The sequence below is a fragment of the Nitratireductor lacus genome (assembly GCF_056431025.1).
Genome location: NZ_JBWKMB010000013.1, coordinates 78,789 through 104,087, shown reverse-complemented (window position 1 = coordinate 104,087; position 25,299 = coordinate 78,789). Strand labels below are relative to the sequence as shown.

The 25,299-nt window shown below is 60.0% G+C and carries 25 protein-coding genes; 10 read left to right on the top strand and 15 right to left on the bottom strand.

From position 1 onward, the window contains the following. The first annotated feature begins 7 nt into the window (after nucleotides 1-7). From AC07E3_RS12785 to AC07E3_RS12770, 4 genes are all read left to right on the top strand, one after another. On the top strand, nucleotides 8-2,080 hold the full coding sequence (locus tag AC07E3_RS12785; RefSeq protein ID WP_478362332.1) for a 3-hydroxyacyl-CoA dehydrogenase NAD-binding domain-containing protein: 2,073 nt from the start codon (nucleotides 8-10) through the stop codon (nucleotides 2,078-2,080). Between the two features lie 88 nt (nucleotides 2,081-2,168). After that, nucleotides 2,169-2,591: a YeeE/YedE family protein gene (locus AC07E3_RS12780; protein WP_478362330.1), complete on the top strand. Its 423-nt coding sequence runs from the start codon at nucleotides 2,169-2,171 to the stop codon at nucleotides 2,589-2,591. 3 nt (nucleotides 2,592-2,594) lie between these two features. After that, nucleotides 2,595-3,041, top strand: a complete 447-nt coding sequence (locus AC07E3_RS12775) for a DUF6691 family protein (protein ID WP_478362328.1) — start codon at nucleotides 2,595-2,597, stop codon at nucleotides 3,039-3,041. Nucleotides 3,042-3,049: 8 nt separating this feature from the next. Continuing rightward, nucleotides 3,050-3,388: a protein tyrosine phosphatase family protein gene (locus AC07E3_RS12770; RefSeq protein ID WP_336066550.1), complete on the top strand. Its 339-nt coding sequence runs from the start codon at nucleotides 3,050-3,052 to the stop codon at nucleotides 3,386-3,388. Between the two features lie 189 nt (nucleotides 3,389-3,577). On the opposite strand, the gene AC07E3_RS12765 is transcribed toward AC07E3_RS12770, so the two are convergent. From AC07E3_RS12765 to AC07E3_RS12750, 4 genes are all read right to left on the bottom strand, one after another. Then, nucleotides 3,578-4,900 carry a TRAP transporter large permease gene (locus AC07E3_RS12765; protein ID WP_223004927.1) on the bottom strand — a complete coding sequence of 441 codons (1,323 nt, stop codon included), beginning with the start codon at nucleotides 4,898-4,900 and terminating at the stop codon, nucleotides 3,578-3,580. After that, the gene (locus AC07E3_RS12760) at nucleotides 4,897-5,427 is read right to left on the bottom strand and encodes a TRAP transporter small permease (protein ID WP_478362326.1); all 531 of its coding nucleotides are present in this window, start codon (nucleotides 5,425-5,427) and stop codon (nucleotides 4,897-4,899) included. The genes AC07E3_RS12765 and AC07E3_RS12760 overlap by 4 nt, the downstream gene beginning before the upstream one ends. A gap of 271 nt (nucleotides 5,428-5,698) precedes the next feature. After that, nucleotides 5,699-6,748 (bottom strand): TRAP transporter substrate-binding protein, encoded by a 1,050-nt coding sequence (locus AC07E3_RS12755; RefSeq protein ID WP_223004925.1) that lies wholly within the window; start codon nucleotides 6,746-6,748, stop codon nucleotides 5,699-5,701. 205 nt (nucleotides 6,749-6,953) lie between these two features. Further along, nucleotides 6,954-7,421, bottom strand: a complete 468-nt coding sequence (locus AC07E3_RS12750) for an Lrp/AsnC family transcriptional regulator (protein WP_065816253.1) — start codon at nucleotides 7,419-7,421, stop codon at nucleotides 6,954-6,956. A gap of 146 nt (nucleotides 7,422-7,567) precedes the next feature. Here AC07E3_RS12750 and hppD point away from each other — a divergent pair, with 146 nt between their 5' ends. The 3 genes from hppD to AC07E3_RS12735 all read left to right on the top strand — a co-directional run bounded on the left by hppD (nucleotide 7,568) and on the right by AC07E3_RS12735 (nucleotide 10,896). After that, nucleotides 7,568-8,680 (top strand): 4-hydroxyphenylpyruvate dioxygenase, encoded by a 1,113-nt coding sequence (gene hppD, locus AC07E3_RS12745; protein WP_478362324.1) that lies wholly within the window; start codon nucleotides 7,568-7,570, stop codon nucleotides 8,678-8,680. A 208-nt stretch (nucleotides 8,681-8,888) separates the two neighbouring features. After that, complete coding sequence (locus AC07E3_RS12740) at nucleotides 8,889-10,475, top strand: flavin monoamine oxidase family protein (protein ID WP_478362322.1); 1,587 nt, start codon at nucleotides 8,889-8,891, stop codon at nucleotides 10,473-10,475. Between the two features lie 25 nt (nucleotides 10,476-10,500). Further along, the gene (locus AC07E3_RS12735) at nucleotides 10,501-10,896 is read left to right on the top strand and encodes a c-type cytochrome (RefSeq protein ID WP_478362320.1); all 396 of its coding nucleotides are present in this window, start codon (nucleotides 10,501-10,503) and stop codon (nucleotides 10,894-10,896) included. A gap of 42 nt (nucleotides 10,897-10,938) precedes the next feature. Here the strand turns inward: AC07E3_RS12735 and AC07E3_RS12730 are convergent, their stop codons facing one another. The 6 genes from AC07E3_RS12730 to hmgA all read right to left on the bottom strand — a co-directional run bounded on the left by AC07E3_RS12730 (nucleotide 10,939) and on the right by hmgA (nucleotide 16,702). After that, entirely contained in the window at nucleotides 10,939-11,136 is a 198-nt protein-coding gene (locus AC07E3_RS12730) for a DUF2783 domain-containing protein (RefSeq protein WP_478362318.1), read from the bottom strand. Nucleotides 11,137-11,138: 2 nt separating this feature from the next. Next, nucleotides 11,139-12,755, bottom strand: a complete 1,617-nt coding sequence (locus AC07E3_RS12725; RefSeq protein ID WP_478362316.1) for an FAD-dependent oxidoreductase — start codon at nucleotides 12,753-12,755, stop codon at nucleotides 11,139-11,141. Between the two features lie 213 nt (nucleotides 12,756-12,968). Then, complete coding sequence (locus AC07E3_RS12720) at nucleotides 12,969-13,919, bottom strand: MBL fold metallo-hydrolase (protein ID WP_478362314.1); 951 nt, start codon at nucleotides 13,917-13,919, stop codon at nucleotides 12,969-12,971. Nucleotides 13,920-13,942: 23 nt separating this feature from the next. Then, nucleotides 13,943-14,278, bottom strand: a complete 336-nt coding sequence (locus AC07E3_RS12715; protein ID WP_478362312.1) for a hypothetical protein — start codon at nucleotides 14,276-14,278, stop codon at nucleotides 13,943-13,945. A 2-nt stretch (nucleotides 14,279-14,280) separates the two neighbouring features. Then, complete coding sequence (locus tag AC07E3_RS12710) at nucleotides 14,281-15,297, bottom strand: fumarylacetoacetate hydrolase family protein (protein ID WP_478362310.1); 1,017 nt, start codon at nucleotides 15,295-15,297, stop codon at nucleotides 14,281-14,283. Between the two features lie 91 nt (nucleotides 15,298-15,388). Continuing rightward, complete coding sequence (gene hmgA, locus AC07E3_RS12705) at nucleotides 15,389-16,702, bottom strand: homogentisate 1,2-dioxygenase (RefSeq protein WP_065816260.1); 1,314 nt, start codon at nucleotides 16,700-16,702, stop codon at nucleotides 15,389-15,391. Between the two features lie 109 nt (nucleotides 16,703-16,811). Here hmgA and AC07E3_RS12700 point away from each other — a divergent pair, with 109 nt between their 5' ends. The 3 genes from AC07E3_RS12700 to AC07E3_RS12690 are packed head-to-tail and all read left to right on the top strand — an operon-like array spanning nucleotide 16,812 to nucleotide 17,972. Then, nucleotides 16,812-17,258 carry a MarR family winged helix-turn-helix transcriptional regulator gene (locus AC07E3_RS12700; RefSeq protein ID WP_478362308.1) on the top strand — a complete coding sequence of 149 codons (447 nt, stop codon included), beginning with the start codon at nucleotides 16,812-16,814 and terminating at the stop codon, nucleotides 17,256-17,258. 52 nt (nucleotides 17,259-17,310) lie between these two features. After that, nucleotides 17,311-17,568 (top strand): type II toxin-antitoxin system Phd/YefM family antitoxin, encoded by a 258-nt coding sequence (locus AC07E3_RS12695; protein ID WP_336066573.1) that lies wholly within the window; start codon nucleotides 17,311-17,313, stop codon nucleotides 17,566-17,568. Further along, nucleotides 17,565-17,972: a type II toxin-antitoxin system VapC family toxin gene (locus AC07E3_RS12690; RefSeq protein WP_478362306.1), complete on the top strand. Its 408-nt coding sequence runs from the start codon at nucleotides 17,565-17,567 to the stop codon at nucleotides 17,970-17,972. The genes AC07E3_RS12695 and AC07E3_RS12690 overlap by 4 nt, the downstream gene beginning before the upstream one ends. A gap of 5 nt (nucleotides 17,973-17,977) precedes the next feature. On the opposite strand, the gene tdh is transcribed toward AC07E3_RS12690, so the two are convergent. The 5 genes from tdh to AC07E3_RS12665 all read right to left on the bottom strand — a co-directional run bounded on the left by tdh (nucleotide 17,978) and on the right by AC07E3_RS12665 (nucleotide 24,306). Beyond that, nucleotides 17,978-19,012 carry an L-threonine 3-dehydrogenase gene (tdh, locus tag AC07E3_RS12685; protein WP_478362304.1) on the bottom strand — a complete coding sequence of 345 codons (1,035 nt, stop codon included), beginning with the start codon at nucleotides 19,010-19,012 and terminating at the stop codon, nucleotides 17,978-17,980. A gap of 219 nt (nucleotides 19,013-19,231) precedes the next feature. Beyond that, entirely contained in the window at nucleotides 19,232-20,419 is a 1,188-nt protein-coding gene (locus tag AC07E3_RS12680; RefSeq protein ID WP_478362302.1) for a glycine C-acetyltransferase, read from the bottom strand. 328 nt (nucleotides 20,420-20,747) lie between these two features. Further along, entirely contained in the window at nucleotides 20,748-21,959 is a 1,212-nt protein-coding gene (locus tag AC07E3_RS12675) for an acyl-CoA dehydrogenase (protein ID WP_478362402.1), read from the bottom strand. Between the two features lie 416 nt (nucleotides 21,960-22,375). Further along, nucleotides 22,376-23,269, bottom strand: coding sequence for a hypothetical protein (locus AC07E3_RS12670; protein ID WP_478362299.1), 894 nt, complete (start codon nucleotides 23,267-23,269; stop codon nucleotides 22,376-22,378). A 2-nt stretch (nucleotides 23,270-23,271) separates the two neighbouring features. Next, nucleotides 23,272-24,306, bottom strand: coding sequence for a hypothetical protein (locus tag AC07E3_RS12665; RefSeq protein WP_478362297.1), 1,035 nt, complete (start codon nucleotides 24,304-24,306; stop codon nucleotides 23,272-23,274). Nucleotides 24,307-25,299: the final 993 nt, after the last annotated feature.

Below are 25,299 nucleotides of genomic sequence, written 5' to 3'. Positions count from 1 at the left end.
ACCCCGAATGAGCGACACCGTAAAGATCACCCGTGACAATGGCATTGCCGTCCTCACTCTGGACAATCCGCCGGTCAACGCGCTCGGCCACGCGCTGCGCGCACCTCTCTTCGAAGCGCTTGGAGAGGCCAATGCGGACGATACGGTTCAGGCCATCGTCATCGCCTGCGCGGGTCGCACCTTCATTGCCGGTGCCGACATTTCCGAGTTCGGCAAGCCGCCGAAGGAGCCGAGCCTTCCCGACCTGATCGAAAAGCTGGAAAGCATCGACAAACCCACCGTCGCCGCCATCCACGGCACGGCGCTCGGCGGCGGGCTGGAGCTCGCGCTCGGCTGCCATTACCGCATCGCAGAAAAGACCGCCATGATCGGTCTGCCCGAGGTCAATCTGGGCCTTATTCCCGGAGCCGGCGGCACGGTGCGTCTGCCGCGTCTGGTGGGCCCCGAAGCCGCGCTGAAGATGATCGTCTCCGGCAAACCCATCGGCATGGATGAAGCCGTACGGCTCGGGGCGGTCGACCGCGTGGCCGGGAGCGACCTTCTGGCCGAGGCCGTGGCCTTCGCCCGCGACATGGCTGCATCCCAAAAGCCGCACATCCATATCCGCGCCCGCGACGAGAAGCTCGCCGTCGACATTGCCGAATTCGATGAAGCGGTGAAGGCAGCGACAAAAAAAGCGCGCGGTCTCACCGCGCCGCACACGGCGGCAGAAGCCGTCCGCAATGCCATCACCATGGAGTTCGATGCAGCCCTCGACCGCGAGCGCGAACTCTTTCTGGAGCGTCGCGACAGCGAAGAATCCGCCGCCCAGCGCCACCTCTTCTTCGCCACCCGCGAGGCAACCCGTGTGCCGGGTATTCCGCGCGAGACCGAGGCGCGAAAGATCGCGCGCGCCGGCGTCATTGGCGCGGGCACCATGGGGGCCGGCATTGCCATGGCGCTTGCCAATGGCGGCATTCCCGTCACCATTCTGGAGATGAACGAGGACGCCATCGCGCGCGGTCTCGCCCACATCGACAAGACCTATGCAGGTTCGCTCAAGCGCGGCTCCATCACGGCTGAGGAAAAAGAGGCCCGCACGGGGCGCATCTCCGGCACCACAGATTATGAAGATCTCGCCGATTGCGATATCGTCATCGAAGCCGTTTTCGAGGACATGGGCGTGAAGCGTCAGGTCTTCACCGCGCTCGACCGCGTGCTGAAGCCCGGCGCCATACTCGCCTCCAACACCTCCTATCTCGATGTCAACGAGATCGCCGCCACCACCAGCCGCCCGCAGGATGTGGTCGGCCTCCATTTCTTCTCGCCCGCCCATGTGATGAAGCTTCTGGAGATCGTGCGCGGCGAGGAAACCGCCCCCGATGTCATCAAGACAGCGCTCGCGCTCGCCCGAAAAATCGGCAAGGTTCCGGTCGTGGTCGGCGTGTGCAACGGCTTTGTCGGCAACCGCATGCTCGCCGCCCGGCGCGAGCAGAACGAGGACCTGCTTCTGTCCGGCGCGACGCCCGAACAGGTCGACCGTGTGTTCACCGATTTCGGCTGGCCCATGGGCCCGTTCCAGATGGTCGACCTCGCCGGTCTCGACATCAGCTGGAAGCACCGTCAGTCGCAGGGCCTCACCGCCCCCATCGCCGACACGCTTTGCAAAGCAGGCCATTTCGGCCAGAAGTCCGGGCGTGGGTTCTATCTCTATGAAGAAGGCTCCCGCACGCCAAAACCCGATCCCTTCGTTCAGGAGCTTATCGAGAAGAAGGCAGCCGAGCTTGGCGTGGAACGCCGCGAAATCAGCGCCGACGAAATCACCGAGCGTACGCTCTACCCGATGATCAACGAGGGCGCGAAGATCCTCGAAGAGCGCATCGCCGCCCGCGCCTCCGACATCGACGTCGTCTGGGTCAATGGCTACGGCTTCCCGGTCGCCAAGGGCGGGCCGATGTTCTGGGCCGAGCGCTTCGGCATCAAGACCGTCGTCGAGCGGCTGGAGCACTGGCACCGGAAGACCGGCAATCGCGTTTTCGAGCCCGCTCCCATCCTTCGCCAGCTGGCGTTGACGGGCGGTGGCTTCGGCGATCTTGTTTAGACAACTCGTCGTCATCCCCCTTGGCATTGAGGCAGGCGTGACCCCATATTCAGATCGCCTTTGATCTCATGGCGACGGAGTTGCAGAAATGACCGAGTTTACCCCCATGGCCTCACTCGCCGGCGGCGCGCTGATCGGCCTTGCCGCAGTGGTGCTCATGGCCTTCAACGGACGGGTTGCCGGCATGACGGGCATTCTGTCAGGCCTCCTACCCCCACAGGAAAACGCCTGGCACTGGCGCGCCGCTTTCATCATCGGCGCCATCGCCGCGCCCCTGTTCCTGATGCTGAGCGGCACGGCCATTCCCTTTCAGGTTCCAGTCTCCACCGCCGCGCTCGTTATTGGCGGTTTCCTCGTCGGCATCGGCGTCACCTTCGGCAATGGCTGCCCCAGCGGCCATGGCGTGTGCGGCATATCGCGCGGCTCCATCCGTTCCATCGTTGCCGTCATTACGTTCATGGCCACGGCCCTCATCACCGTGTTCGTCATTCGTCACGTGATCGGAGGCTGACCGATGAGAAAGCTTGTCGCAGCCCTCATCGCCGGCCTTCTGTTTGGCGCCGGCATCGCGCTATCGGGCATGATCAACCCCGCGAAGGTTCTGAATTTCTTCGATCTTGCGGGCACCTGGGATCCAAGTCTCGCCTTCGTCATGGGCGGCGGGCTTGCGGTCGCTGCCCTCGGCTACCGCATCCTCTTCGGTGCGCGCGAGAAGCCGTTCTTCGCTGAACGCTTCCAGCTCCCGACGCGAAGCGATCTCGACCCGCAGCTTGTCGGCGGCGCAGCCATTTTCGGTATCGGCTGGGGCATTGCCGGCTTCTGCCCGGGTGCGGCGATCCCGGCCCTTGGGCTCGGCTATGCGGACACGATCGTATTCCTCGCCTCGCTCATCGCGGGCATTCTCATTGCCAAATCCCTCAAACGGCGCTTCTCTGCCGCCGAAAAACGCGTCACTCAGTGAGGAAAACCATGGATATCAAGAAAATTTCGGACGACTACGCGGTGTCACCGCAGATCGCCGTGGAAGACGTCACCGCCATCAAACAGGCCGGATACAGAAGCATCGTCTGCAACAGGCCCGATGGCGAGGATGCCGGACAGCCCACGGTCGAGACTATTTCGAAAGCGGCGAAAGAGGCCGGTCTGTCCTTCCGCCATGTGCCGGTCGTTTCCGGTGCCATGACAATCGATGACGTCACGGACATGGCCGCCGCCCTCAGGGAATTGCCGGGCCCTGTCTTTGCCTATTGCCGCAGCGGCACCCGCTCGGCCAATCTCTACGGCATCATTCAGGAGCGCGGTCTCTAACCGCTCTGAAGCGACTTGGGGTGGCAACAGCGCTGTGCGTGGTTCGACAAGCTCACCATGAGGGATGTGGTGTATTGCCTGGAAGTTGGTCGCTGATGTTCCCGACAGGTCTTGCAGCCCTACCCCCCTCCCTCATGGTGAGCTTGTCGAACCACGCACCCCATCAACGCAAGCGCCCCCACCCCGCCGTCAGTATAGCCAGCGCATCAGGAACAGCGAGATCGCCGGGAACAGCGTCAGAAGCGCCACGCGCAGAATGTCGCTGATCACGAAGGGCATCACGCCACGATAGGTCGCCGAGATCGGCGTGTCCTTCGCCATTGAGTTAAGGACGAAGAGGTTCATCCCCACCGGCGGCGTGATCAGCCCCACCTCCACCACGATCAGAACGAGAATGCCGAACCAGATGGCAAACTCCTCCGCCCCCAGCCCGAAATCGAGGATCGTGACGATCGGGAAGAAGATCGGAATGGTGAGCAGGATCATCGATAGCGAGTCCATCACGCAGCCGAACACGAGATAAAGCAGCAGGATCAGCGTCAGCACCATCCACGGGCTGTAGCCCTGTTCGCTCACGAATGCCGCCATCTGCTGCGGCACCTGCGCCAGCGCCAGAAACGAGTTGTAGAAGCCGGCCCCCAGCACGATGAAGAAGATCATCGCCGTGGCGGTCGCCGTGGCGAGGATCGATTCAACGAAGGTTTCGCGGGTCAGCCCGCCATTCACGAGCGCAATCAGCCCGGTGCCGGCAGCGCCCACGGCAGCGCCTTCCGTCGGTGTGAAGACGCCAAGATAAATGCCGCCGACAACCGCCAGAAACACCACCAGAACCGGCCACACGTCGAGCAGCGCCCGCGTCCGCTCCGCATAAGGCGCACGCTCGCGTGTTCCAGCCGAGTCCGGCCATAGCCGCACATAGATCGAGATCGCAATCATGTAGCCGATGGCCGCAAGGACGCCCGGCACAAAAGCGGCGACGAAAAGCTTGGCGATGTTCTGCTCGGTCAGGATCGCATAGATGACGAGAATGACCGATGGGGGAATGAGAATGCCCAGCGTGCCGCCTGCCGCGAGCGTGCCCGTGGCGAGCGCGCCCGAATAGCCGTAGCGGCGCAGTTCCGGCAGTGCCACCTGGCTCATGGTCGCCGCCGTCGCCAGCGAGGAGCCGCAGATGGCGCCAAAACCCGCACACGCACCCACCGCCGCCATGGCGACCCCGCCGCGCCTGTGCCCCATCCAGGTCTCCGCCGCCTTGAACAGCGCCCGCGACATGCCGCCCAGCGTTGCAAACTGCCCCATCAGCAGAAACAGCGGAACGATGGAGAGCGAATAGCCCGAAAAGGTGGAATAGGTCTCGTTTTTCAGTTTGGCCAGCACAGGCGTCACATTGCCGAACACGAGCCAGCTTCCGCCAAGCCCGCACAGGAGCATGGCGAGACCGATGGGCAGACGCACGAAGATCAGAAGCAGGAGAAGCGGAAAGGACCAGAGCCCGATTTCAAGATTGGTCAATGGAGGCTCCCCTGTCCGGGCTCAGGCATCGGTGTGCCAACCTTCAGTTCGCGATAGCGCACGAGGATCATGTAAAATGACACGATCACCGCAATCACCGCCGCCGCAAGGCAGGCCGCATAGGGCCACCAGAGCGGAAACTGCAGGATGAAGGTGGTCTCGCTATAGCTCAGCTTGTCGAGCATGCCGTAATAGAGCTGAAGGGCGATCAGCACGAGAACCAGCGTCATGATGATCTCGGTCACCAGGTCGATGACGTGGTTGACGCTGTTCGGCAAAAAGGTGGTAAAAATATCCACCGTGGCGTGCCCGCGATTGAGCTGACACCAGGGCAGAAACGCGAATACCGCAAAGCCGACGCCGGCCTGAACCAGCTCAAAATCACCAGGTACGGGTCCAAGGCCGAAGCGCACCAGCGCACGCCCGGTGATGCTCGCCACGGTCATGATGATCACCGCCGCCAGAACGAGACCGCCCAGAATGGCCATCACCCTGGCCAGCCAGACAACAATGCTCGATAGTCTCATGCCCCTTCCCGTCCCATGGCCTTCCCGCCTGGTTTTCTCATTTTGCGCCGGGTTCGAAAACGTTAGCCAGCGGTTCCCGCCTTCGCAAGCTTGCGCCTCGACACGATAGAGCGGTTAACCGTTTCACGGAAACGTTTCTCCGCTCTTTCGGTTGGTCTCCCCGCATTTGCGCGGGTGTCAGGTGTTTCCACCCGACTGCAAAATGCTCAACCGTGTCCAAAAAACGGGGCAGGCCTCGCAGCCCGCCCCGTCTCTCATGGCCGTGTCAGCCTCACTGGCTGGTATATTTTTCGATCAGGGCACGGGCCTCGTCGATCAGCATCTGGCCGTCGATCCCCTTGTCCTTCATTTCGGTCACCCACTGTTCGTAGACGGGTGCCGCCGCCTCTTTCCAGGTTTCCGTGTCTTCAGCGCTGATCTCGATGATGTTGTTTCCGCGATCGACCGCGATCTTCCGGCTCGGAACATCCGCACCGGCCTGCGTCCTGCCGGCGAAGGCAGCGAATTCCTGGCCGGAATTGTCGTCGAGCACTTTCTTCAGGTCATCCGGCAGGCTGTCATACTTCGCCTTGTTCATCGCCAGCACGAAGGTCGTGGTGTAGAGCGCATGATCGCCGCCAAACTCCGTGTGGTTCGACACGAGCTCCGGCACTTTCAGCGCCGGCGTGACTTCCCACGGGATCACGCAGCCATCGATCACGCCCTTGGAAAGCGCTTCGGTGATCTGCGGCACAGGCATGCCGACAGGCGTCGCGCCAAGCTGGCCAAGCAGCGAGTTGATGATGCGCGTGGGCGCACGGATCTTCATGCCTTTCAGATCCTCGAGCTTCTCGATCGGCTCCTTGGAGTGGAGCATGCCCGGGCCGTGAACCCAGACACCCAGCACATGCGTGTCCTTGAACTCGGTATCCTTCATGTGCTTTTCAAACAGGTCCCAGTAGGCGCGCGAGGTCGCCTCGGCATTCGTCATCATGAAGGGAAGTTCGAACACTTCCGTCGAAGGGAACCGGCCCGGATTGGAGCCCGGCAGGGTCCAGACGATATCAACGATGCCGTCACGCGCCTGATCGTAGAGCTGCGGCGGTGTGCCGCCGAGCTGCATGGCCGGGTAGCGCTCGATCTTGATGCGCCCACCCGATTCCTGCTCCACCTTGTCCGCCCAGGGGTCCAGAACCAGCTTTGGCACATTGGCCTGCGGCGGCAGGAACTGGTGCAGCCTGAGCGTTACCTCCTGCGCCCATGACGAGGCCGTGGCCCCGATGAGCCCGGTGGCGGCGACGGCAGCCGCCAGGGCCAGTTTTCTGACGGAAAATGGTTTCATGCTTCTCCTCCCGATTGCATGCCCCGAAGCGTCGGAAACGACGCTCTATGTTCGCCGGCGATACCGTTTGAAGCTTCTCCCATCTCCGCACGATCGCCTGAGAGCCGAGTATCCACTGGAATCCCGCCCCTCGTCCACCGCGACTTTAGCGGAAATTATGTAACAATAAAGAGGAATTCCCTGCCATATTCGTAACAAAAGAACGTCAGAGCGGCAGGGCGCCGGTTTCCTTGAGCGTTTCGAGCACGATGGCGCTCTTCACATGTTGCACCGAGTCATGAGGCAGGAGCACGCCATTGACGAAATCCGACAGCGATTTCAGGTCGGGTGTCACCACTTTGAGGATGTAATCCATTTCGCCCGTCAGCGCGTGCGCTTCCTGCACTTCGGGCAGACGGGCAAGCAGTTCGCCGAAACGGCGTGCATTGTCGGGGTTGTGCGTGGCAAGCGTCACCGTGATGATGTTGACGAGCGGAAAACCGAGCCTGTCCCGGTCAAGCATGGCCACATAGCCGCGGATATAGCCTTCTTCCTCGAGCCTTTGCCGGCGGCGCGAACATTGCGAGGGGGACAGATTCACCCGCTCCGACAGATCATTGTTGGTCAGCCGCGCATCGACCTGCAAGAGCGATAATATCTTGCGGTCATAACCATCAACACGCGCATCAGCCATGCAATTTTCCTCCTTGATGCATGATAGGTGCGCATTTCTCCCAAAACACGCCCCAGAATGCAAGCCGCGTGCAATCCAGGAAGCGTAAAATGTGCATACGACGTTTGAACACATCCGTATGTACCCAGATGAGGAGGAGTTAATCCATGGGCCCGTTCCCCCACGACGCACCGCCGCCGAAAATCAGTGAAGAAAACCCCGCCGGCACCGATGGCTTCGAGTTCGTCGAATTTGCGCATTCGGAACCGGAGAAACTCGCCGAACTGTTCACCAAGATGGGCTACACGGAAGTCGCGCGACACAAGACGAAGAAGATTTCCGTCTGGCGGCAGGGCGACATCAATTATATCGTCAACGCTGAGCCCGGCAGCCACGCCATGCGCTTTGTCGAGGATCACGGTCCCTGTGCGCCCTCCATGGCCTGGCGTGTGGTCGATGCGAAACATGCGTTCGATCATGCTGTCTCCAAGGGTGCGGAACCCTACAAAGGCGACGACAAGACGCTCGACGTGCCCGCCATTGTCGGCATTGGCGGCTCGCTTATCTACTTCATCGATAGCTATGGTGAGAAAGGGTCTGCCTACGACGCAGAATTCGAATGGCTTGGTGAGCAGAATCCGTGTCCTGAGGGCGTCGGCTTCTATTACCTCGATCACCTCACCCACAATGTCTATCGCGGCAACATGGACAAGTGGTGGGATTTCTACCGCGAGCTTTTCGGCTTTTCGCAGATCCACTATTTCGACATCGATGGCCGCATCACCGGCCTTGTCTCCCGCGCGATCACGAGCCCTTGCGGCAAGATCCGCATCCCGCTCAACGAATCCAAGGACGACACCAGCCAGATCGTCGAATATCTGAAGAAGTACAACGGCGAAGGCATCCAGCACATCGCGGTCGGCACCGATGGCATCTACGACGCCACCGACAGGCTCGCGGACAATGGGCTTAAATTCATGCCCGGCCCGCCAGAAGTTTATTACGAGAAGAGCTTTGACCGTGTTCAGGGCCACGACGAGCCCATCGAGCGCATGAAGAAGCACGGCATCCTGATCGATGGCGAAGGCGTGGTGAATGGCGGCATGACGAAGATCCTCCTGCAGATATTCTCCAAGACCGTCATCGGTCCGATCTTCTTCGAGTTCATCCAGCGTAAGGGCGACGAAGGCTTTGGCGAGGGCAATTTCCGCGCCCTGTTCGAAAGCATCGAGGAAGACCAGATCCGCCGCGGCGTCATCAAGGTGGATGCGGCTGAGTAGCAAGACACACATCCTTCATGGCGAATTTATAAATAAAAGACCGCTGCAAGGCGGTCTTTTATTTTGTCGACTATATAATTCTCAATAACATGTTATGTTTTCATAATAAAAGTGAAATAGTTCAAAATCTTTACTCAATATTACCTTTTTTGGCGCGGCAGACAGCGCGATGATACCCCTTGGCCAAACAGGCAGGGAGTATAACATAATGCAACGCGCATTTGGACGGATGTCACGCCGCGACCTCCTGACGATGATCGGTGCAACGGCCGGCGGCGCGGCTCTTTACCAGGCGATGACAACGCTTGGGCATGCCAGGGCATCGACCTATCAGGGGCCGGTCAAGCTCCAGGGCGATCCCGGGGCGGTGAAGGTTCTCATTCTCGGGGCAGGCCTTGCCGGCATGGCAGCGGCGCTCGAGCTACGCGCAGTTGGCTATGAGGTCGAGTTACTGGAATACCGGGAGAAAGCCGGCGGACGGTGCTGGACCTTGCGCGGAGGCGATACCTATACGGAGCTTGGCGGTTTCCAGCAGGACATCGGCTATGCCGAAGGCAACTATTTCAATCCCGGCCCATGGCGCATTCCTCACCACCACCATGCCGTCCTTGACTACTGTCGGCGCCTCGGCGTCAGGCTCGAGCCCTTTATTCAGAAAAATCACAATGCCTACCTCCACTCCGTCAACGCCTTTGGCGGGCGGCCACAGCGTTTTCGCAAGATTGCCACCGACTATCGCGGTCACACCGCCGAGCTCCTCGCAAAAGCCGCCAATCAGGGTGGCCTCGACGAACTGGTCAGTGATGAAGACAAGGAGATGCTGCTGGAATCGCTGCGCATCAATGGCATGCTCGACAAGAACTACGCCTATGTGAAAGGCCTGAACACCAGCGAGTTCCGCGGCTTCCAAAGATGGCCGGGCGGTGGTGTGGGAGCGGCACCACGCCCCTCAGAGCCGATTGGCCCGGCTGCTATTCTTCAATCACGCTTATGGCAATGGCTTGGTGAAGCCGAGACCGTCGATCATCAGGAAACCATGTTCCAGCCCGTCGGCGGCATGGATATGATCGCCCAGGCCTTCGAGCGCGAGATCAGGGACCTGATCCGCTACAATGCGAAGGTCACCTCGATCCAGCAGGACGGGACCGGCGTGACTGTGACCTATGAAGACACCGGCGACGAAGGAGAACCTCAGCAAACCCGGGCTGACTGGTGTATCTGCACCATCCCGTTCTCCATCCTCGGCCAGATCGAAAGCAATTTTTCGGGCTCGATGAAGGGCGTGATCGACAAGCTTCACTATGCGGAGTCCATCAAGTTCGGCCTCGAGTTCAATCGCCGGTTCTGGGAGGAGGATGAACAGATCTATGGCGGCATCTCCTATACCGATCTCCCCATCTCGCTGATCGGCTACCCCTCGGGCGACTATCTCTCCGGCGGCAAGGGCGTGCTCGTCGGCGGCTATAGCTGGGACGCTGCAGCCTATCAATTCACCGCCATGGAGCCGGAAGAACGCATCCGCAAGGCTCTCGAATACGGCGCCATGATCCACCCGCAATATCGGCAGGAGTTTTCCAGCGGGGCGAGCGTCGGATGGCATCGCGTACCCTGGGCGCTGGGCTGTTACGGGGTCTGGAAAAACAGGGAAGCTGATTACAGCCGCGCAACAGGGTTCGACGGCCGCACACTGATGGCCGGCGAGCACATATCCTATCTGCCGGGATGGCAGGAAGGCGCGCTCCTCTCCGGCCTCGATGCCATCTCCCGCCTCCACGACCGGGTCATGAACGGCTGATCGACGGCGTGCAAAGGAACCTGCCATGCAATTGAAAGCTCTCGCGCTGTGCATCGCCGTTTCGATAATGTTTGTCGCCCATGCACATGCCGAGGATGGCGTACCACCCGCGGATACGGATAAGATTAAAGTCACCAGCGGTGAACAGATCTACAAATCCGTCTGCCAGGGTTGCCACATGCCCGACGGAAAAGGCGCTGCCGGTGCAGGCCGCTATCCTTCCCTGGCCAACAATGGAAACCTCGAATACCCAGAATATGCGATCTTCGTCATCACATATGGGCAGAAGGCCATGCCCGCCATGGGCGATATACTCACCGACCAGCAGATCGCCGATGTGGTGACCTATATCCGGACCCATTTCGGCAACACCTATACCGACGAAGTGACAGCGGACCAGATCGTCCCGCCCTGGCCCTGAGCGTGTTCACAGCCGGTAGCCCGGCAAGGGTCTGCCTCCTCCTCAAGCCTCCCGCGCGGCCCTGAGCGCCGCGCGGATCACCTCCAGATCACCCACCTGATTGGCCAGAAGCAGCACCAGTCTTGCGTTGAGACGTGCGCTCTCCTCGAAGCTCAGCCCCTCATGCGCCGCCATCAGCGCGGCATAGAAATCATCGCCTGCCGCACCCAGCCGGTCCTCGCCGATCTCGATCCTGTCCATCCTCACTCCCTCCCCATCGCATGGGTCATCGCCGCCGCGATCTCATGCGCGTCCGATGCCGTGAAAACCGCCGCCACATGCTGGTCCGGCCGCACCAGATAGAGCCGCCCCGCGCCATAGCGGGCGGCAACCGCGCCCTCGTTATCCTCGACATGCGCCACGCCATCCACCGCCGAAGCGCCGGGCTTCGTCACCTGCACCACATGCAGCCCGGCCGGCAGGCCGATGGGTGGGTCACAGTCGACCGCCAGAAGCACGAAACCGCCACCGGCTTCGCCAAGCAGCCAGGATGGGCGGCCGCCAACATGCACCGGCGCATCGGGCATCACATCCCCCGGCGCCAGCGGGCCATCGCCGTCCCATTCGGCCTGAAGCTTGCAGCCAGCCAGCGAACAGGGCTTTGACAACCGGCCCGAGTTCACCAGCCGCCGCGCGAAATCGTGATCCGCCGAAAGCGCTAGAACGCTGTCGCGGAACATGCGCTCCATGTCGCTCTTCGGCGTCATGAAAGAGGTCGACCTCGCCGAGTGCAGAATATTCTCGTCAGCGCCCAGAATGCGCTCTTCGTCATAGGTTCTGATCAGCGAGGCCGGCGCCTCGCCCTTGACCACAAGCGCCAGCTTCCAGCCCAGATTGTCGACGTCCTGAATGCCGCCATTGCCGCCGCGCGCGCCGAAAGGCGAAACGATATGCGCGCTGTCGCCGGCAAAGATCACGCGATCATGCACGAAGCGCTCCAGCCTGCGGCACTGGAAGGTGTAGACCGACACCCAGTCGAGCTCGAATTTCGAATGACCGATTACCTTGGCAATGCGCGGGATGACGTTCTCCGGCTTTTTTTCTTCGTCCGGGTCCGCATCCGGGCCAAGCTGCAGGTCGATACGGTAAATATCGTCCGGCTGCTTATGCAGAAGCGCCGATTGACCCTTGTGGAAGGGTGGTTCAAACCAGAACCAGCGCTCGGAGGGAAAGTCCGCTTTCATCTCCACATCGGCAATCAGGAAACGCTCCTCGAACACCTGGCCCGCAAAGTCGAGCCCCATCATGGAGCGCACGGGCGAGCGCGCGCCGTCGCAGGCGACCACCCAGGCAGCATCCATCTCATAAGCGCCGTCCGGCGTTTCCACCTGAAGGCGCACATCGCCGCCCGTCTGCTCAAGCCCGACCACACGGTTTTTCCAGCGCAGATCGATCCGGTCGGAAAGCTCCCCCGCCCGCTCCACCAGAAACTGCTCGACATAGTATTGCTGCAGGTTGATGAAAGCGGGCATCTTGTGCCCCTCCTCCGGCAGGAGGTCAAAACTCCACACCTCGCGGTCGCGATGGAACAGCCGCCCCACCTTCCAGGTCACGCCCTTCTCCACCATACGCTCGCCGACGCCAAGCCGGTCGAAAATCTCCAGCGTGCGCTTCGACCAGCAGATCGCCCGGCTGCCCACCGACACGACATCGTTGTCGTCGAGCACGACGACGGAGACGCCGCGCTGCGCAAGGTCGATCGCCGCCGCCAGCCCCACAGGCCCGGCACCGATCACCACCACCGGGTACTGCCCCACATGCCCCCCTGCGAGTTCCGGCGGTGCTGTGTAGGGAAAGGGATTGTACTCGTAACGCGGCATTGACTTTTACCCTCCCTTTGCAGCCGCTTCTCCTCAGAAATGAAGCAGCTCAAACCTCTTCCAGTTCACAACCCTCAACTCCGAGCATGAAGTCGGTGGTCGTGAAAAAAAGCGCCAGCGCTGACGCCCCTTCTCCCCGCAAGCGGAGAGAAGGAAGCCGGGATCGCGAGCGGCGCGCGTCCTTCAAACGTCGCGCCAGCCCGCTTCGTAACGTTACCCCTGCAGCGCGTCCCACATCTGCCGGTCGCGCTCTGCGGTCCAGATGCGTGGGGTGTCGATGCCCAGTGCCTCGTCATAGGCCCGCGCCACGTTGAACGGCAGGCAATGCTCGTAGATTGCATAATCGGAGAATTTCGGGTCACACGCCGCCCGGCAGGCGTCCCATGCCTCTTTCAGCGTGCCACCGCCCTGCGCCACCCGCGCCACCGGCTGATAGGTGGACATCACGAAATCGCTGGTCAGATCCAGTGCTTCATTGACCATGGCCTGCCCCACCAGCGCTCCGCCGCGTCCCGGCGCAATGGCGTCGAGGTCGAAGGCGCGGATTTCCTCCAGTGTCGTCGGCCAGTCGTGGAAATGCCCGTCGCCGCAATAGCAGGCCGAGTGATGCTCCACTATGTCTCCGGTGAACATCACATTGGCGTCCGGCACGAAGGCCACGATGTCGCCAGCCGTGTGCGCCCGGCCAAGGAACATCAGGTCCACCCGGCGCTTGCCGAGATAGACCGTCATGGAACTGGAAAAAGTCGTTGTCGGCCAGGTCAGACCGGGGATCGATTCATGGCCCTGAAAAAGGCGCGGGAAGCGCACGAATTCCGAATCCCAGTCTTCCTTGCCCCGCTCCACCACCATCGACCGCGCCTTGTCGCTCATGATCACGGTTGGCGCCCTGTAGGCAGACGCGCCCAGAACGCGCACGGCGTGATAATGCGTCAGCACCAGATGGCTGATCGGCTTGTCGGTGACGGACCGCACCTTCTCGATCACCTTTTCGGCGAGGCGTGGTGTTGCCTGCGCCTCGATCACCATCACCGACTCGTCGCCGATGATGATGCCCGAATTGGGATCGCCCTCGGCCGTGAAGGCCCAGAGATCCCGCCCGATTTCATCAAACGATATCTTCTTTTCTGTGAGATCACCTGCAGATGCGAACTGTTTGGCCATTACGCGCCTTTCTCGTTGAACAACTACGCCCCGACGATCACGGCCAGGGACTTTATGATGCTCCAGGGATCGAGAGCACTGAAAGCGACTGCACTTATCGCCGAGATCAGCGTCCAGGCGATCATCACGCGTGTCAGAACCGAGCCGCTGTCGATGCGATACGCGCGCATCGACAAGGCGACATTGACGCCAATGACGCCAATGACAAACACGAAGGACAACGCGATGCCCATCCACTGAGGCGATGTGGCGTAAAGTGTGTTGAAGACCGACCTCAACGCCCAGGCCAGGAGTGATATTCCAACCAGATTGAATATCGCGAAAACGAGCGCGGTACGCTTGAGAGGGTCGAGTGCCATTTTCAGGGCTCCTGATAGTCCTCGACGCGCTGTTCGATGGCGCCGAAGATGGAATGGCCCCCACTGTCTTTCATCTCGATACGCACCGTATCGCCGAAGCGCAAGAAAGGCGTCTTCGGTTTACCGTGTGCTATCGTCTCGATCATGCGGATTTCAGCGATACAGGAGTAACCAACCCCGCCCTCGTCAACCGGCTTTCCGGGTCCGCCGTCCAGCTTGTTGGATACCGTACCCGAGCCGATGATCGTGCCGGCGCAGAGCGGACGCGTTTTGGCGGCATGGGCAATCAGCGTCGGGAAATCGAATGTCATGTCGATGCCGGCGTCGGCCCGACCGAACGGCTTACCGTTAAAATCAACACATAGCGGCAGCGAGACCTTGCCGCCATCCCACGCATCGCCGAGTTCCTCGGGCGTCACCGCGACCGGCGAGAAGGCCGAGGACGGTTTCGACTGGAAGAAACCGAAGCCCTTGCCAAGTTCTGCCGGGATCAGCCCGCGCAGCGACACATCGTTCACCAGCATGACAAGCCGAATGGCTTCCCCTGCCTGTTCCGGCGTCGCGCCCATCGGCACATCGTCGACGATGACGGCGATCTCGCCTTCCATGTCGATGCCCCAGGCCTCGTCGGCCATGCGAATGGGGTCGCGCGGAGCCAGAAACGCATCCGACCCGCCCTGATACATGAGCGGGTCGGTCCAGAAACTCTCTGGCATCTCCGCTCCGCGTGCCTTGCGCACGAGTTCCACGTGATTGACGTAAGCCGAACCGTCCGCCCACTGATAAGCACGCGGCAATGGCGAAAGCGCATCATGCTCATGAAAGCGTTCGGCAGGCACCGAGCCATGCTCAAGACTTTCGGAAAGGGCTGCCAGATGCGGCGCGATGCGCGCCCAGTCGTCCAGTGCCGCCTGCAGCGTCGGTGCAAGGAAAGATGCGTCCGTGCAGCGTGTCAGATCACGGGAGACGACGACCAGTCTGCCGTCGCGCGTTCCGTTCTTCAGCGTGGCGAGTTTCATGCAATGTCCTTTATGCGTTGGGGGAGACGCGCAATCGGCGCAGGTCCGCCGGACCGGCGCCGATCATACCTTCTGTGACCGCTCCGGTCGATCAGGACCAGTCACCCTCCGGCGTGCCGTTGAAACGCTTCTTCAAATCCTTCCAGCAGTCGATGTAGTTCTCCTGCAGCGTGTCCGTTTCAGCGGCGTAGCGCGTCAAGTGCTGGGGAAAGCGCGTCTCGAACATGAAGGCCATGGTCTCTTCCAGCTTGACCGGCTTCAGTTCTCCGTGACTCGCCTTCTCGAAACCGAAAGCGTCCGGCCCGTGCGGCAGCATCATGTTGTGCAGCGAAGCACCGCCCGGCACAAACCCCTCTTCCTTGGCGTCATACTGGCCTTTTATCAGCCCCATGAACTCGCTCATGATGTTGCGGTGATACCAGGGCGGGCGGAATGTATGCTCGGCCACCATCCAGCGCGGCGGGAAGATCACGAAGTCGATATTGGCCGTTCCCTCCTCACCCGAGGGGGCTGTCAGCACGGTGAAGATCGACGGGTCGGGGTGGTCGAACAGGATTGCCCCCACCGGCGAGAAGGTGGATAGATCGTATTTGTAGGGCGCGTAATTGCCGTGCCAGGCCACCACGTCGAGTGGCGAATGGTCAATCTCGGTCACATGGAACTGGCCGCACCATTTGACAAACAGCCGGCAGGGCTTTTCCTTTTCTTCGTACCAGGCGACCGGCGTCTTGAAATCACGCGGATTGGCGAGACAGTTGGCGCCGATCGGACCGCGATCCGGCAGGGTGAACTTGGCGCCGTAATTCTCGCACATATAGCCGCGCGCCGGCCCGTCCATCAGCTCGACCTGAAAGATCATGCCGCGCGGCATGACGGCGATTTCGCCGGGCTCGATCTCGATGATGCCCATCTCGGTCTTCAGCCGCACGCCGCCTTCCTGCGGCACCAGCATCAGTTCGCCATCGGCGTTGAAAAAATACTCATCCACCATCGACGTGTTGAAGGCATAGATGTGGGCCGCCATGCCCGCCTGCCCCTGCACGTCACCTGCGGTCGTCATCGTGCGCACGCCGGCCAGGAAATCGGTTTCCCTGTTTGGGATGGGCGTCGGATCCCAGCGCAGCTGACCAAGCGCCAGCTTATGGTCATGCACATTGGGTGCAGATTTCCATTCCTCGAAGCTGACGGCCTTGAAGCGACCCGTGTGCTTCACGCTCGGCCGGATGCGGTAGAGCCAGGAGCGTTCATTGGTCCCGCGCGGTGCGGTAAAGGGCGAACCGGAGAGCTGCTCCGCATAAAGCCCGTAGGCCGGCTGCTGCGGCGAATTCTGCCCCTGCGGCAGCGCGCCGGGCAGGCTCTCTGTCTCGAAATCATTGCCGAAACCCGGCATGTACTGCACGGTCATTCGATCCTCCATGCAAGGGGAGTTCAGGAATTGGTTGCAATCGTAACCATGGCGAATGTAACTATCAACGACACGGGAAGGGAAAACTGCCGCGTTGCAAAGGAACACCATGACCGACCGGACCACGCTCGCCCTGGAAGATTTTCTGCCCTACCGCCTGACGCGCCTCACCGACGCGATCAGCCGGGATTTCTCGCAGGCCTATCGCGCCCGCCTGGGGCTCACGCGGCCGGAATGGCGCACGCTCGCCACCATCGGCCAGTTCGGCACGATGACGGCAACCGAGGTCGGTGCGCATTCCTCCATGCACAAGACCAAGGTCAGCCGCGCCGTGGCCTCGCTAGAAACCCGCCGCTGGCTGGTCCGCACGCCCGACCCGCAGGATCGCCGCGTCGAGCGGCTGACACTCAGCAAAACCGGCCAGAAGGCCTATGAAGACATGGTGCCCGTGGCCCGGTCCTTCGAAACGGGATTGCTGGAACGCATGACACCGGAGGAGCGCGCAGCCCTTCTCGCCGGCCTCGCCGCGCTCGAGCGCACGACCTTGACGAAGTAGCGTTCACATCCCATATTTATGGTCAAATTGACCAGTCAAAATGACCATCGAGATGAAAACACTGACTGCAACAGAAGCAAAGTCCCGGTTCGCGGCCCTTCTTGGTGATGTGGAGCGGGGCGAGACCATACTCATCACACGTCACGGCAAGACGGTGGCGCGCATTGTCCCCGATCAGATCGAGACGGCTGCGCAGACACGCGCTGACAATGCGGTCCGGAAGCTGCGCACCCTGCGCGATACCCTTCCCAAAACCGCGACATCACTGGACGACATGCTTGCATGGAAACATGAGGATCACCGCTATTGACGCGGTTCGTGCTCGACGCTTCGATCACCGCCGCCTGGCTTCTGCCCGACGAGGATCATGATCTGGCCCTGGCGGTGCAGGAAAGCCTTCTCACCTCGCAGGCCATCGTGCCGCCGATCTGGTGGTTCGAGATATGCAACCTGCTTGTCATGTGCGAGCGCCGAAAACAACACACGCCGGCCATCACAAAGACCATCCTCGATGCGCTTTACGACCATCCCATCCTCGTCGATGACAATATCGACCCTGCGGCAATGCTGCGCCTCAGCCGCGCGCACGGACTGACGGTCTATGACGCCTCCTATCTGGAGATAGCGCGGCGCAATGCCGTGCCGCTGGCGACGCTCGACCGCAGGCTGGCACAAGCGGCGATCGCCGAAACGATCCCCCTGTTCGCCTCGTAAGCGCCCTACCAGCTCATCACCACCTTGCCGGCCTTGCCGGTGCGCATCGCATCGAAACCGTCGCGGAAATCATCCGCCTTGATGCGGTGCGTGATGAGATCGCGCACATCGAGCCGTGTCTGCACCAGCGCGATCATCTTGTACCAGGTCTCGAACATCTCGCGCCCATAGATGCCCTTCAGGTGCAGCATCTTGAAGATGACCTTGTTCCAGTCGATCTCGAAACCCGCCGGCGCGATTCCCAGAATGGCGATCTTGCCGCCATTGTTCATGGCGTCGATCATGTCCCGGAAGGCGGGGGCTGCGCCCGACATTTCAAGCCCCACATCGAAGCCCTCGGTCATGCCGAGCTGGCGCATCACCTCCGGCAGCGTTTCGTCTGCCGCATTCACCGTGTGCTGCACGCCAAGCTTCTTCGCAAGCTCCAGCCGGCCCGGATTGATATCGGTGATGACCACCTTGCGCGCGCCCACGGCCTGCGCCACCAGCGCCCCCATGATGCCGATCGGCCCCGCCCCCGTCACCAGCACATCCTCGCCAACCAGATCAAACGAAAGCGCCGTGTGAACGGCGTTGCCGAGCGGATCGAAGATCGCCGCGATCTCGTCTGGAATGTTGTCGGGGATCGGCACCACATTGTGCTGCGGCAGTGCGATGAATTCGGCAAACGCGCCGGCGCGGTGAACGCCCACGCCCAGCGTGTTGTGGCAAAGATGCCCGCGGCCTGCCCGGCAGTTGCGGCAATGGCCGCACACGATGTGCCCCTCGCCCGAAACCCGCTGGCCGGGTTTGTACTCCGTCACCGCCGAGCCAACCTCCGTCACCTCGCCGACGAATTCGTGCCCCGTCACCAGCGGCACCGGCACGGTGTTCTGCGCCCACTCGTCCCAGTTCCAGATATGTACGTCCGTGCCGCAGATCGCGGTTTTCCTGACCTTGATGAGCACGTCATTGGGCCCCACCTCGGGCACCGGAACACGCTCCATCCAAAGCCCCTCTTCCGGCTTCGATTTCACGAGCGCCTTCATCATGTTGGACATGGTCGATTATCCTTCCAAAGCGAAATCTTGAGCAATTGGCGTGGCCGCCCGCCCCTCACCCTTACCCTCTCCCCGCAAGCGGAGAGAGGGAGGCCTCGACGTTTCCGCCATCTTCCTTCTCCCCGTTTACGGGGGTCCGAAGGACGGGTCGAGACCCGTGGCTCGACCCCGGCTGATCCCGGCAGGGGGATGAGGGGTCGGTGCCGGCCCTTCCGTCACTCACCCGATCACCCCAAGCTCACGCCCCACTTTTCCAAACGCCTCCACCGCGCGATCGATATCGTCGGCCGAATGCGCCGCCGACATCTGCGTGCGGATGCGCGCAGCCCCCTTCGGAACCACGGGGAAGGAGAAGCCGATCACATAGATGCCCTCATCCATCAGCATTTCAGCCATGCGGGCGGCGAGAGCCGCATCGCCCACCATCACCGGAATGATCGGATGATCGGCGCCCGCCAGGGTGAAGCCCAGCTTTTCCATGCCCGAGCGGAACCGCGCGGCATTGCTGGCAAGATGACGGCGCAGCGCATCGCCCTGCTCCACCATATCAAAGACCTTCAAAGAGGCCGCCGCGATCACCGGCGCCAGCGTGTTGGAAAACAGATAGGGCCGCGAACGCTGGCGCAGCCAGTCCACCACCTCCGCCTTCGCACAGGTATAGCCGCCAGACGCCCCGCCCAGCGCCTTGCCGAGCGTGCCCGTCATGATGTCGACCCGGCCTTCCACGCCGCAATGCTCCGGCGTGCCGCGCCCGTTCTCACCCACGAAACCGACCGCATGGCTGTCGTCCACCATCACCATCGCATCGTATTTTTCCGCGAGATCGCAGACCGCGCCCAGATTGGCGACGATGCCATCCATGGAGAAAACGCCATCCGTGGCGATCAGCCTGAAGCGCGCGCCCTCGGCCTTCTTCAGGCATTCCTCAAGTGCTGCCATGTCGTTGTTGGCATAGCGATGGCGCTCGGCCTTGCAAAGCCGCACCCCGTCGATGATCGACGCATGGTTGAGCGCATCGGAGATGATCGCATCCTCCGGGCCCAGCAGCGTCTCGAAAAGCCCCGCATTGGCATCGAAGCAGGAGGAATAGAGGATCGTGTCCTCATAGCCCAAAAAGCCGGAAATCTTCGCTTCCAGCTCCTTATGCTCTTCCTGCGTGCCGCAGATGAAGCGCACCGAGGCCATGCCATAGCCATAGCGGTCGAGCGCGGCCTTCGCCGCCTCGCGCAATTCCTCATTGTCGGCAAGGCCCAGATAATTGTTGGCGCAAAAGTTCAGCACCGTCCGCCCGCCGCTCTCGATCTCAGCCGACTGCATGGAGGTGATGACCCGCTCGGATTTATAAAGCCCGGCCTCCTTCAGGCCATCGAGTTCGGAGCGCAGATGGGAAAGAAAGGACGCGGTCATGAACACCTCGGATCGAACGGGGACAGGCTTTCCCTCCTCTACTACAGAGTGCCGCCGCTTTCGACCACCTGCTTTTCTGCAACGCTCCTCCGCCGCCCGCCCCTCACCCTTACCCTCTCCCCGCACGCGGGGAGAGGGGACCTCAACGTTCCAGCCAATCTCAAGCAAAGAGCCGAGCTTCTCCACCTCCTCCTTCTCCCCGTTCACGGGGAGAAGGTGCCGGCAGGCGGATGAGGGGCCCGCGCCACCCGAAACAAAAAAAGAGGCAGGCGCCGCAGCACCCGCCCCTTCTCAATTCACCAGCGCAAGATGCGCGCGCGTCACCCGATCAGAAAAACGCCTGCAGCCCCGTCTGCGCGCGGCCGAGGATCAGCGCGTGAACGTCATGCGTGCCCTCATAGGTGTTCACCGTTTCCAGGTTCTGCGCATGGCGCATCACGTGATATTCGATCTGGATGCCATTGCCGCCATGCATGTCGCGCGCCATCCGCGCGATCTCCAGCGCCTTGCCGCAATTGTTGCGCTTGACGACCGAGATCATCTCCGGCGCCATCTTGCCCTCGTCGAACAGCCGGCCAACGCGCAAGCTCCCCTGAAGCCCAAGCGCGATTTCCGTCTGCATGTCGGCGAGCTTCTTCTGGAAAAGCTGCGTCTGCGCCAGCGGCTTGTCGAACTGCTTGCGGTCGAGCCCATATTGCCGCGCCCGGTGCCAGCAATCTTCCGCCGCGCCCATCGCGCCCCAGGAAATGCCATAGCGCGCGCGGTTCAGACAGCCGAACGGCCCACCAAGCCCTTCCGCATTGGGCAAAAGCGCATCCTCGCCCACTTCCACGCCGTCCATCACGATCTCGCCGGTGATCGAGGCGCGCAGCGAAAGCTTGCCGCCGATCTTCGGCGCGGAAAGCCCCTTCATGCCCTTTTCCAAGACGAAACCGCGGATCTTGCCGCCATGGGCCGCCGATTTCGCCCACACCACGAACACATCGGCAATCGGCGAATTGGAGATCCACATTTTCGAGCCGGTGAGCCTGTAGCCGCCATCGATCTTGTCGGCGCGCGTCTTCATGCCGCCGGGATCGGAGCCCGCATCCGGCTCGGTCAGGCCGAAACAGCCGATCCACTCGCCCGACGCCAGTTTCGGCAGATATTTCCTGCGCTGCTCTTCCGAGCCATAGGCATGGATCGGGAACATCACCAGCGAGGACTGCACGCTCATCATGGAGCGATAGCCCGAATCGATGCGCTCCACCTCGCGCGCCACCAGCCCGTAGGACACATAGCCCGCACCCACGCCGCCATAGTCCTCCGGCACCGTCACGCCCAAAAGCCCCGCCGCGCCCATCTCGCGGAAGATTTCCGGGTCGGTTTCCTCGTTCATATATGCATGCTCGATGCGCGGGGCGAGCTTGTCGGCAGCGAAGGCGGCGGCCGCATCGCGGATCATGCGCTCTTCATCGGTGAGCTGCTCTTCCATGAGGAAGGGATCGTCCCACACGAATGTCGATCTGGACGATTTCGCCGCGGATTTCTGTGCTTCCATGTTCATTCATGCCTTCCTGATGCGGTTGCGCTCTTTCAAGCCTTCTGCAGCCAGATGGTCTCACCTGACCTCCGCGCAAATGCGGAAAAACCATTCGCCAGAGGGTGCCTTGCGCGCCGCAAGGGCGCTTGCACTCCTGACGCCTGAGCGGAGCATACAGCATCTTGCGCCAGATTGCTTCAAGCTTAAAATGATTTTTTGGAAGGGGATTGTGACGGGAGGGGATGGATGGGGGGCACATTTGAATCCACAAAGGGAGCCCAGAGGCAGTCTAAAACACTTAGAGTAGCCTGACTCCGTCAAGCAACGTTGACTGTCCCACTCTTGGAAATGCCAAATTGCGATTCAAACTAAGTAATCATCCAGGACACCGGTAGCCATTTTACTACCTCCACGCACGCGCGAGGCAAATGCTGTCAAGTGATAACGATACGCTCGGATTGCCGCCTCAGAACCTCATCGAACGTTAATGCGAGCCAATGCAATCCCGGCTCGACAAGGATACGACAAATCTCGTCAACGCCTTCAATTCTATCGATGTCGAAGTTTTTCTTACCATTATTCCCAAAATGAAACATTCTATTACGACACTCAATCAAGAAAGATGGAACCCTAACAAAATCAATTGAAAAAACCCCCGAAGAGGGATCAATTTCGTTGCTCAAAAATCCCGGGCAACACCGCTGAATCTCATCAAGCAAAACCCTAAATTTATCGACGTCTTCAAGTTTCGTCCTGAAATCAATAGAATACTCCGAAAGATTTGATGATTTTTCTGCTATATATTGAGCAAACTTTTTAGCAAAACCCAGCTCACCTCCACTCCCGTCAAAATACATCTGAAGGTTGTTTATGGTTTTCTCAAAATCCGACTGCCCTGCAATGTAAATCAAAGGGAATGCGACAGCCAACTTCTCAAGTGATCGATACAGATGCAAAAACGAAGCTAATGACTTCCCCTGAAGGTGGTTGAAAACGCAATGCGTTAACTCAACTTCAAGCCTCTTAAAAAACGCTACATTGAGCGTTTTCATCGCCCTAAAAATCTTAAGCCCAGAAACTAGATCGACCTCGCTACCAAGAACGTCGGCAACAAACTTGTCGGGACGAACCCCATCCCTGGTTCTCTTTAATCTCGCATAGTCACGAGCACAAACCTTAGACGATTGACTAGATAGTTGATAGATTTCGCAGCGACCATGGAGAATTTTTGCGCAATTGAGTGCGTGACTAAGCGCCTCAGAGGACAGCAAAACATCTGGGAAATTCTCTTTATTCTTTTCCCTGTCTCGAATATCAAAAACGTGCACAGTCAGTCACTCGTCGTCCAGTCAACAAAATCCTCAGAAACCTCATCAATGCTTAGGTCACGCGTCTTCTCGAAGTCTGTGAAAAATCTCTGGGACAACTCTCTTCTGGAACGACCGACATTCACCTTCGACGGGTTAATCACATCGAACGCACCTTCAAACTTCGCGACCTGCTCAGCAAATTCATCAGCTGTAAGCTTATCTATTACGTCGAATGACGCCTTAGCTCCCAAAGTGAAGCCGATCAGATTATTCTGTAGCTTTAGCCACCTCCTCGCCTCCTTATTGGAGGAGAAACTGTCAACCAGATAGAGTATCTGACCAAACTCCGCCTTTGCAGAAGTCAAATCTGAACTCATAACCCTTCCAACCAGAATCTCATTCATTTTATCGTCGATAATTTTATTATTCTGATTGTTCGCATTATTCGTCAGGTAAGCAGTATATGCCGCTGCAATATCGCTTAGCTTAAATGCACCATGAACAAGACTATTCTCTGTATCCTTTTCTGTTTGTACAGTAATATTCTTGAAATCAGAAAAATCCATAAGATTCTTCGCCAAGATTTCAATCTGATGCCGAGGCGTCATGGGCTTCTGGCCATTGTTCAGCGTGATCATTCGATAGAGCAGAAAATCATACTTTTCTGCGACAATGACAGTTAGATAAATAGCTCTATTTCTATCGAATCCATCTTCCCGTGCAGCGGCTGTAAGCGTATTAAGCCGCTGCATCCCGTCGAGAATGTAGCCCTTTGCGATATTTTTATTCACAAACTTCTCGAGATCGTCCGCCTCGGCTGACAGTGCCAATTCGGGCTCCACGAAGGCAAGCGTAATTGGGGGCATCACGCACCCCTTTACAATATCGTTTTTTAAACGCTGATAAAATTTTGCGCTTTGTTTCTTCCTTTGCTCATCGAATCGCCCAATAAGCGGCGACAGATTTTCTAAAGCGAACGCATAATTGGTGTGCCCCACTGCAGTTGCACTCTTTATGACTAAATCTTTTGTTGAATGATGGATTTTAACTGACATATTACCCTTCTTTACAGTCTCTTTAGGGACGCCAACACTCGTCTGGGTGTACGTAAATGCTACCACGTCACCCTGTGATTTTTTTCTGCATTCTTGCTCCTGCTTTTTGGCCTGCAGCTACATCCAGCCTTACTGCTTTGGCTTCCAGGATCAAGCCTAAAGGTAACATGCAGGTAATCAGCTGAAATTACAGAAGGGCGGAATAAAAACACGAGAACTACCGGGCGTTCGCCCTCCCCCTGATCCGCTTGCCGGCACTAGCCGGGGTGAAGCAACGGGTCTCGACCTGTCCTTCGGCCCCCGCGAGCGGGGAGAAGGACGCTTTCACTCCCCCAATTTTATCCCCGCCCCCAAAACCTCACTTATAATCCCCCCATCGCCCTTGTCGGGAACCGGGTCCGGAGCCGGGGATCAGGAAGGGCGGCGGCAGCCTCCCCCTTGGGCATCGGTGGCTCAAGGCATGTGAGGGCCCGCGAAAGGCCGGCGGCCGGTTGCAAGACCGGTTGCGGAGAAGCCGCTAGGGCGCACCCCGCCCGAGTGATCGGCCAACAGTCGGGACAGCGGCCGGACGGGCGGCCCGAGGGTCGCATGACTACTTTAGACGCGCGACGCTTTGGCCGCCCGTCTTCCCGAAGCTGTTCAAACCCCGGCGGCGAAGCCGTGCGGGAGCGGAGGTGCGCCCCATGGAAAGCCGACCCTGCCCGCATCACCACCCCCGTCATCCCGGAAGCCGCAGGCTATCCGGGACCCATTGGAAGAGCGTGCAGGGCACAGCCCGGTCCTCGCTCCCGCGCCGGCGGTTGCGCCTTCTGCGGCACCCGGCCCCGTTTCTCAATGGGTCCCGGGTCAAGCCCGGGATGACGGGGGGTGTATGAGCCGGGCCCACACAGCCCTCATCCTGAGCTTGTCGAAGGGCGAGGGCGGCATGAAGTGCAGAAGCGGCAAGCGTGGTGCATGCCTTCACCCCCGCCCTTCGACAAGCTCAGGATGAGG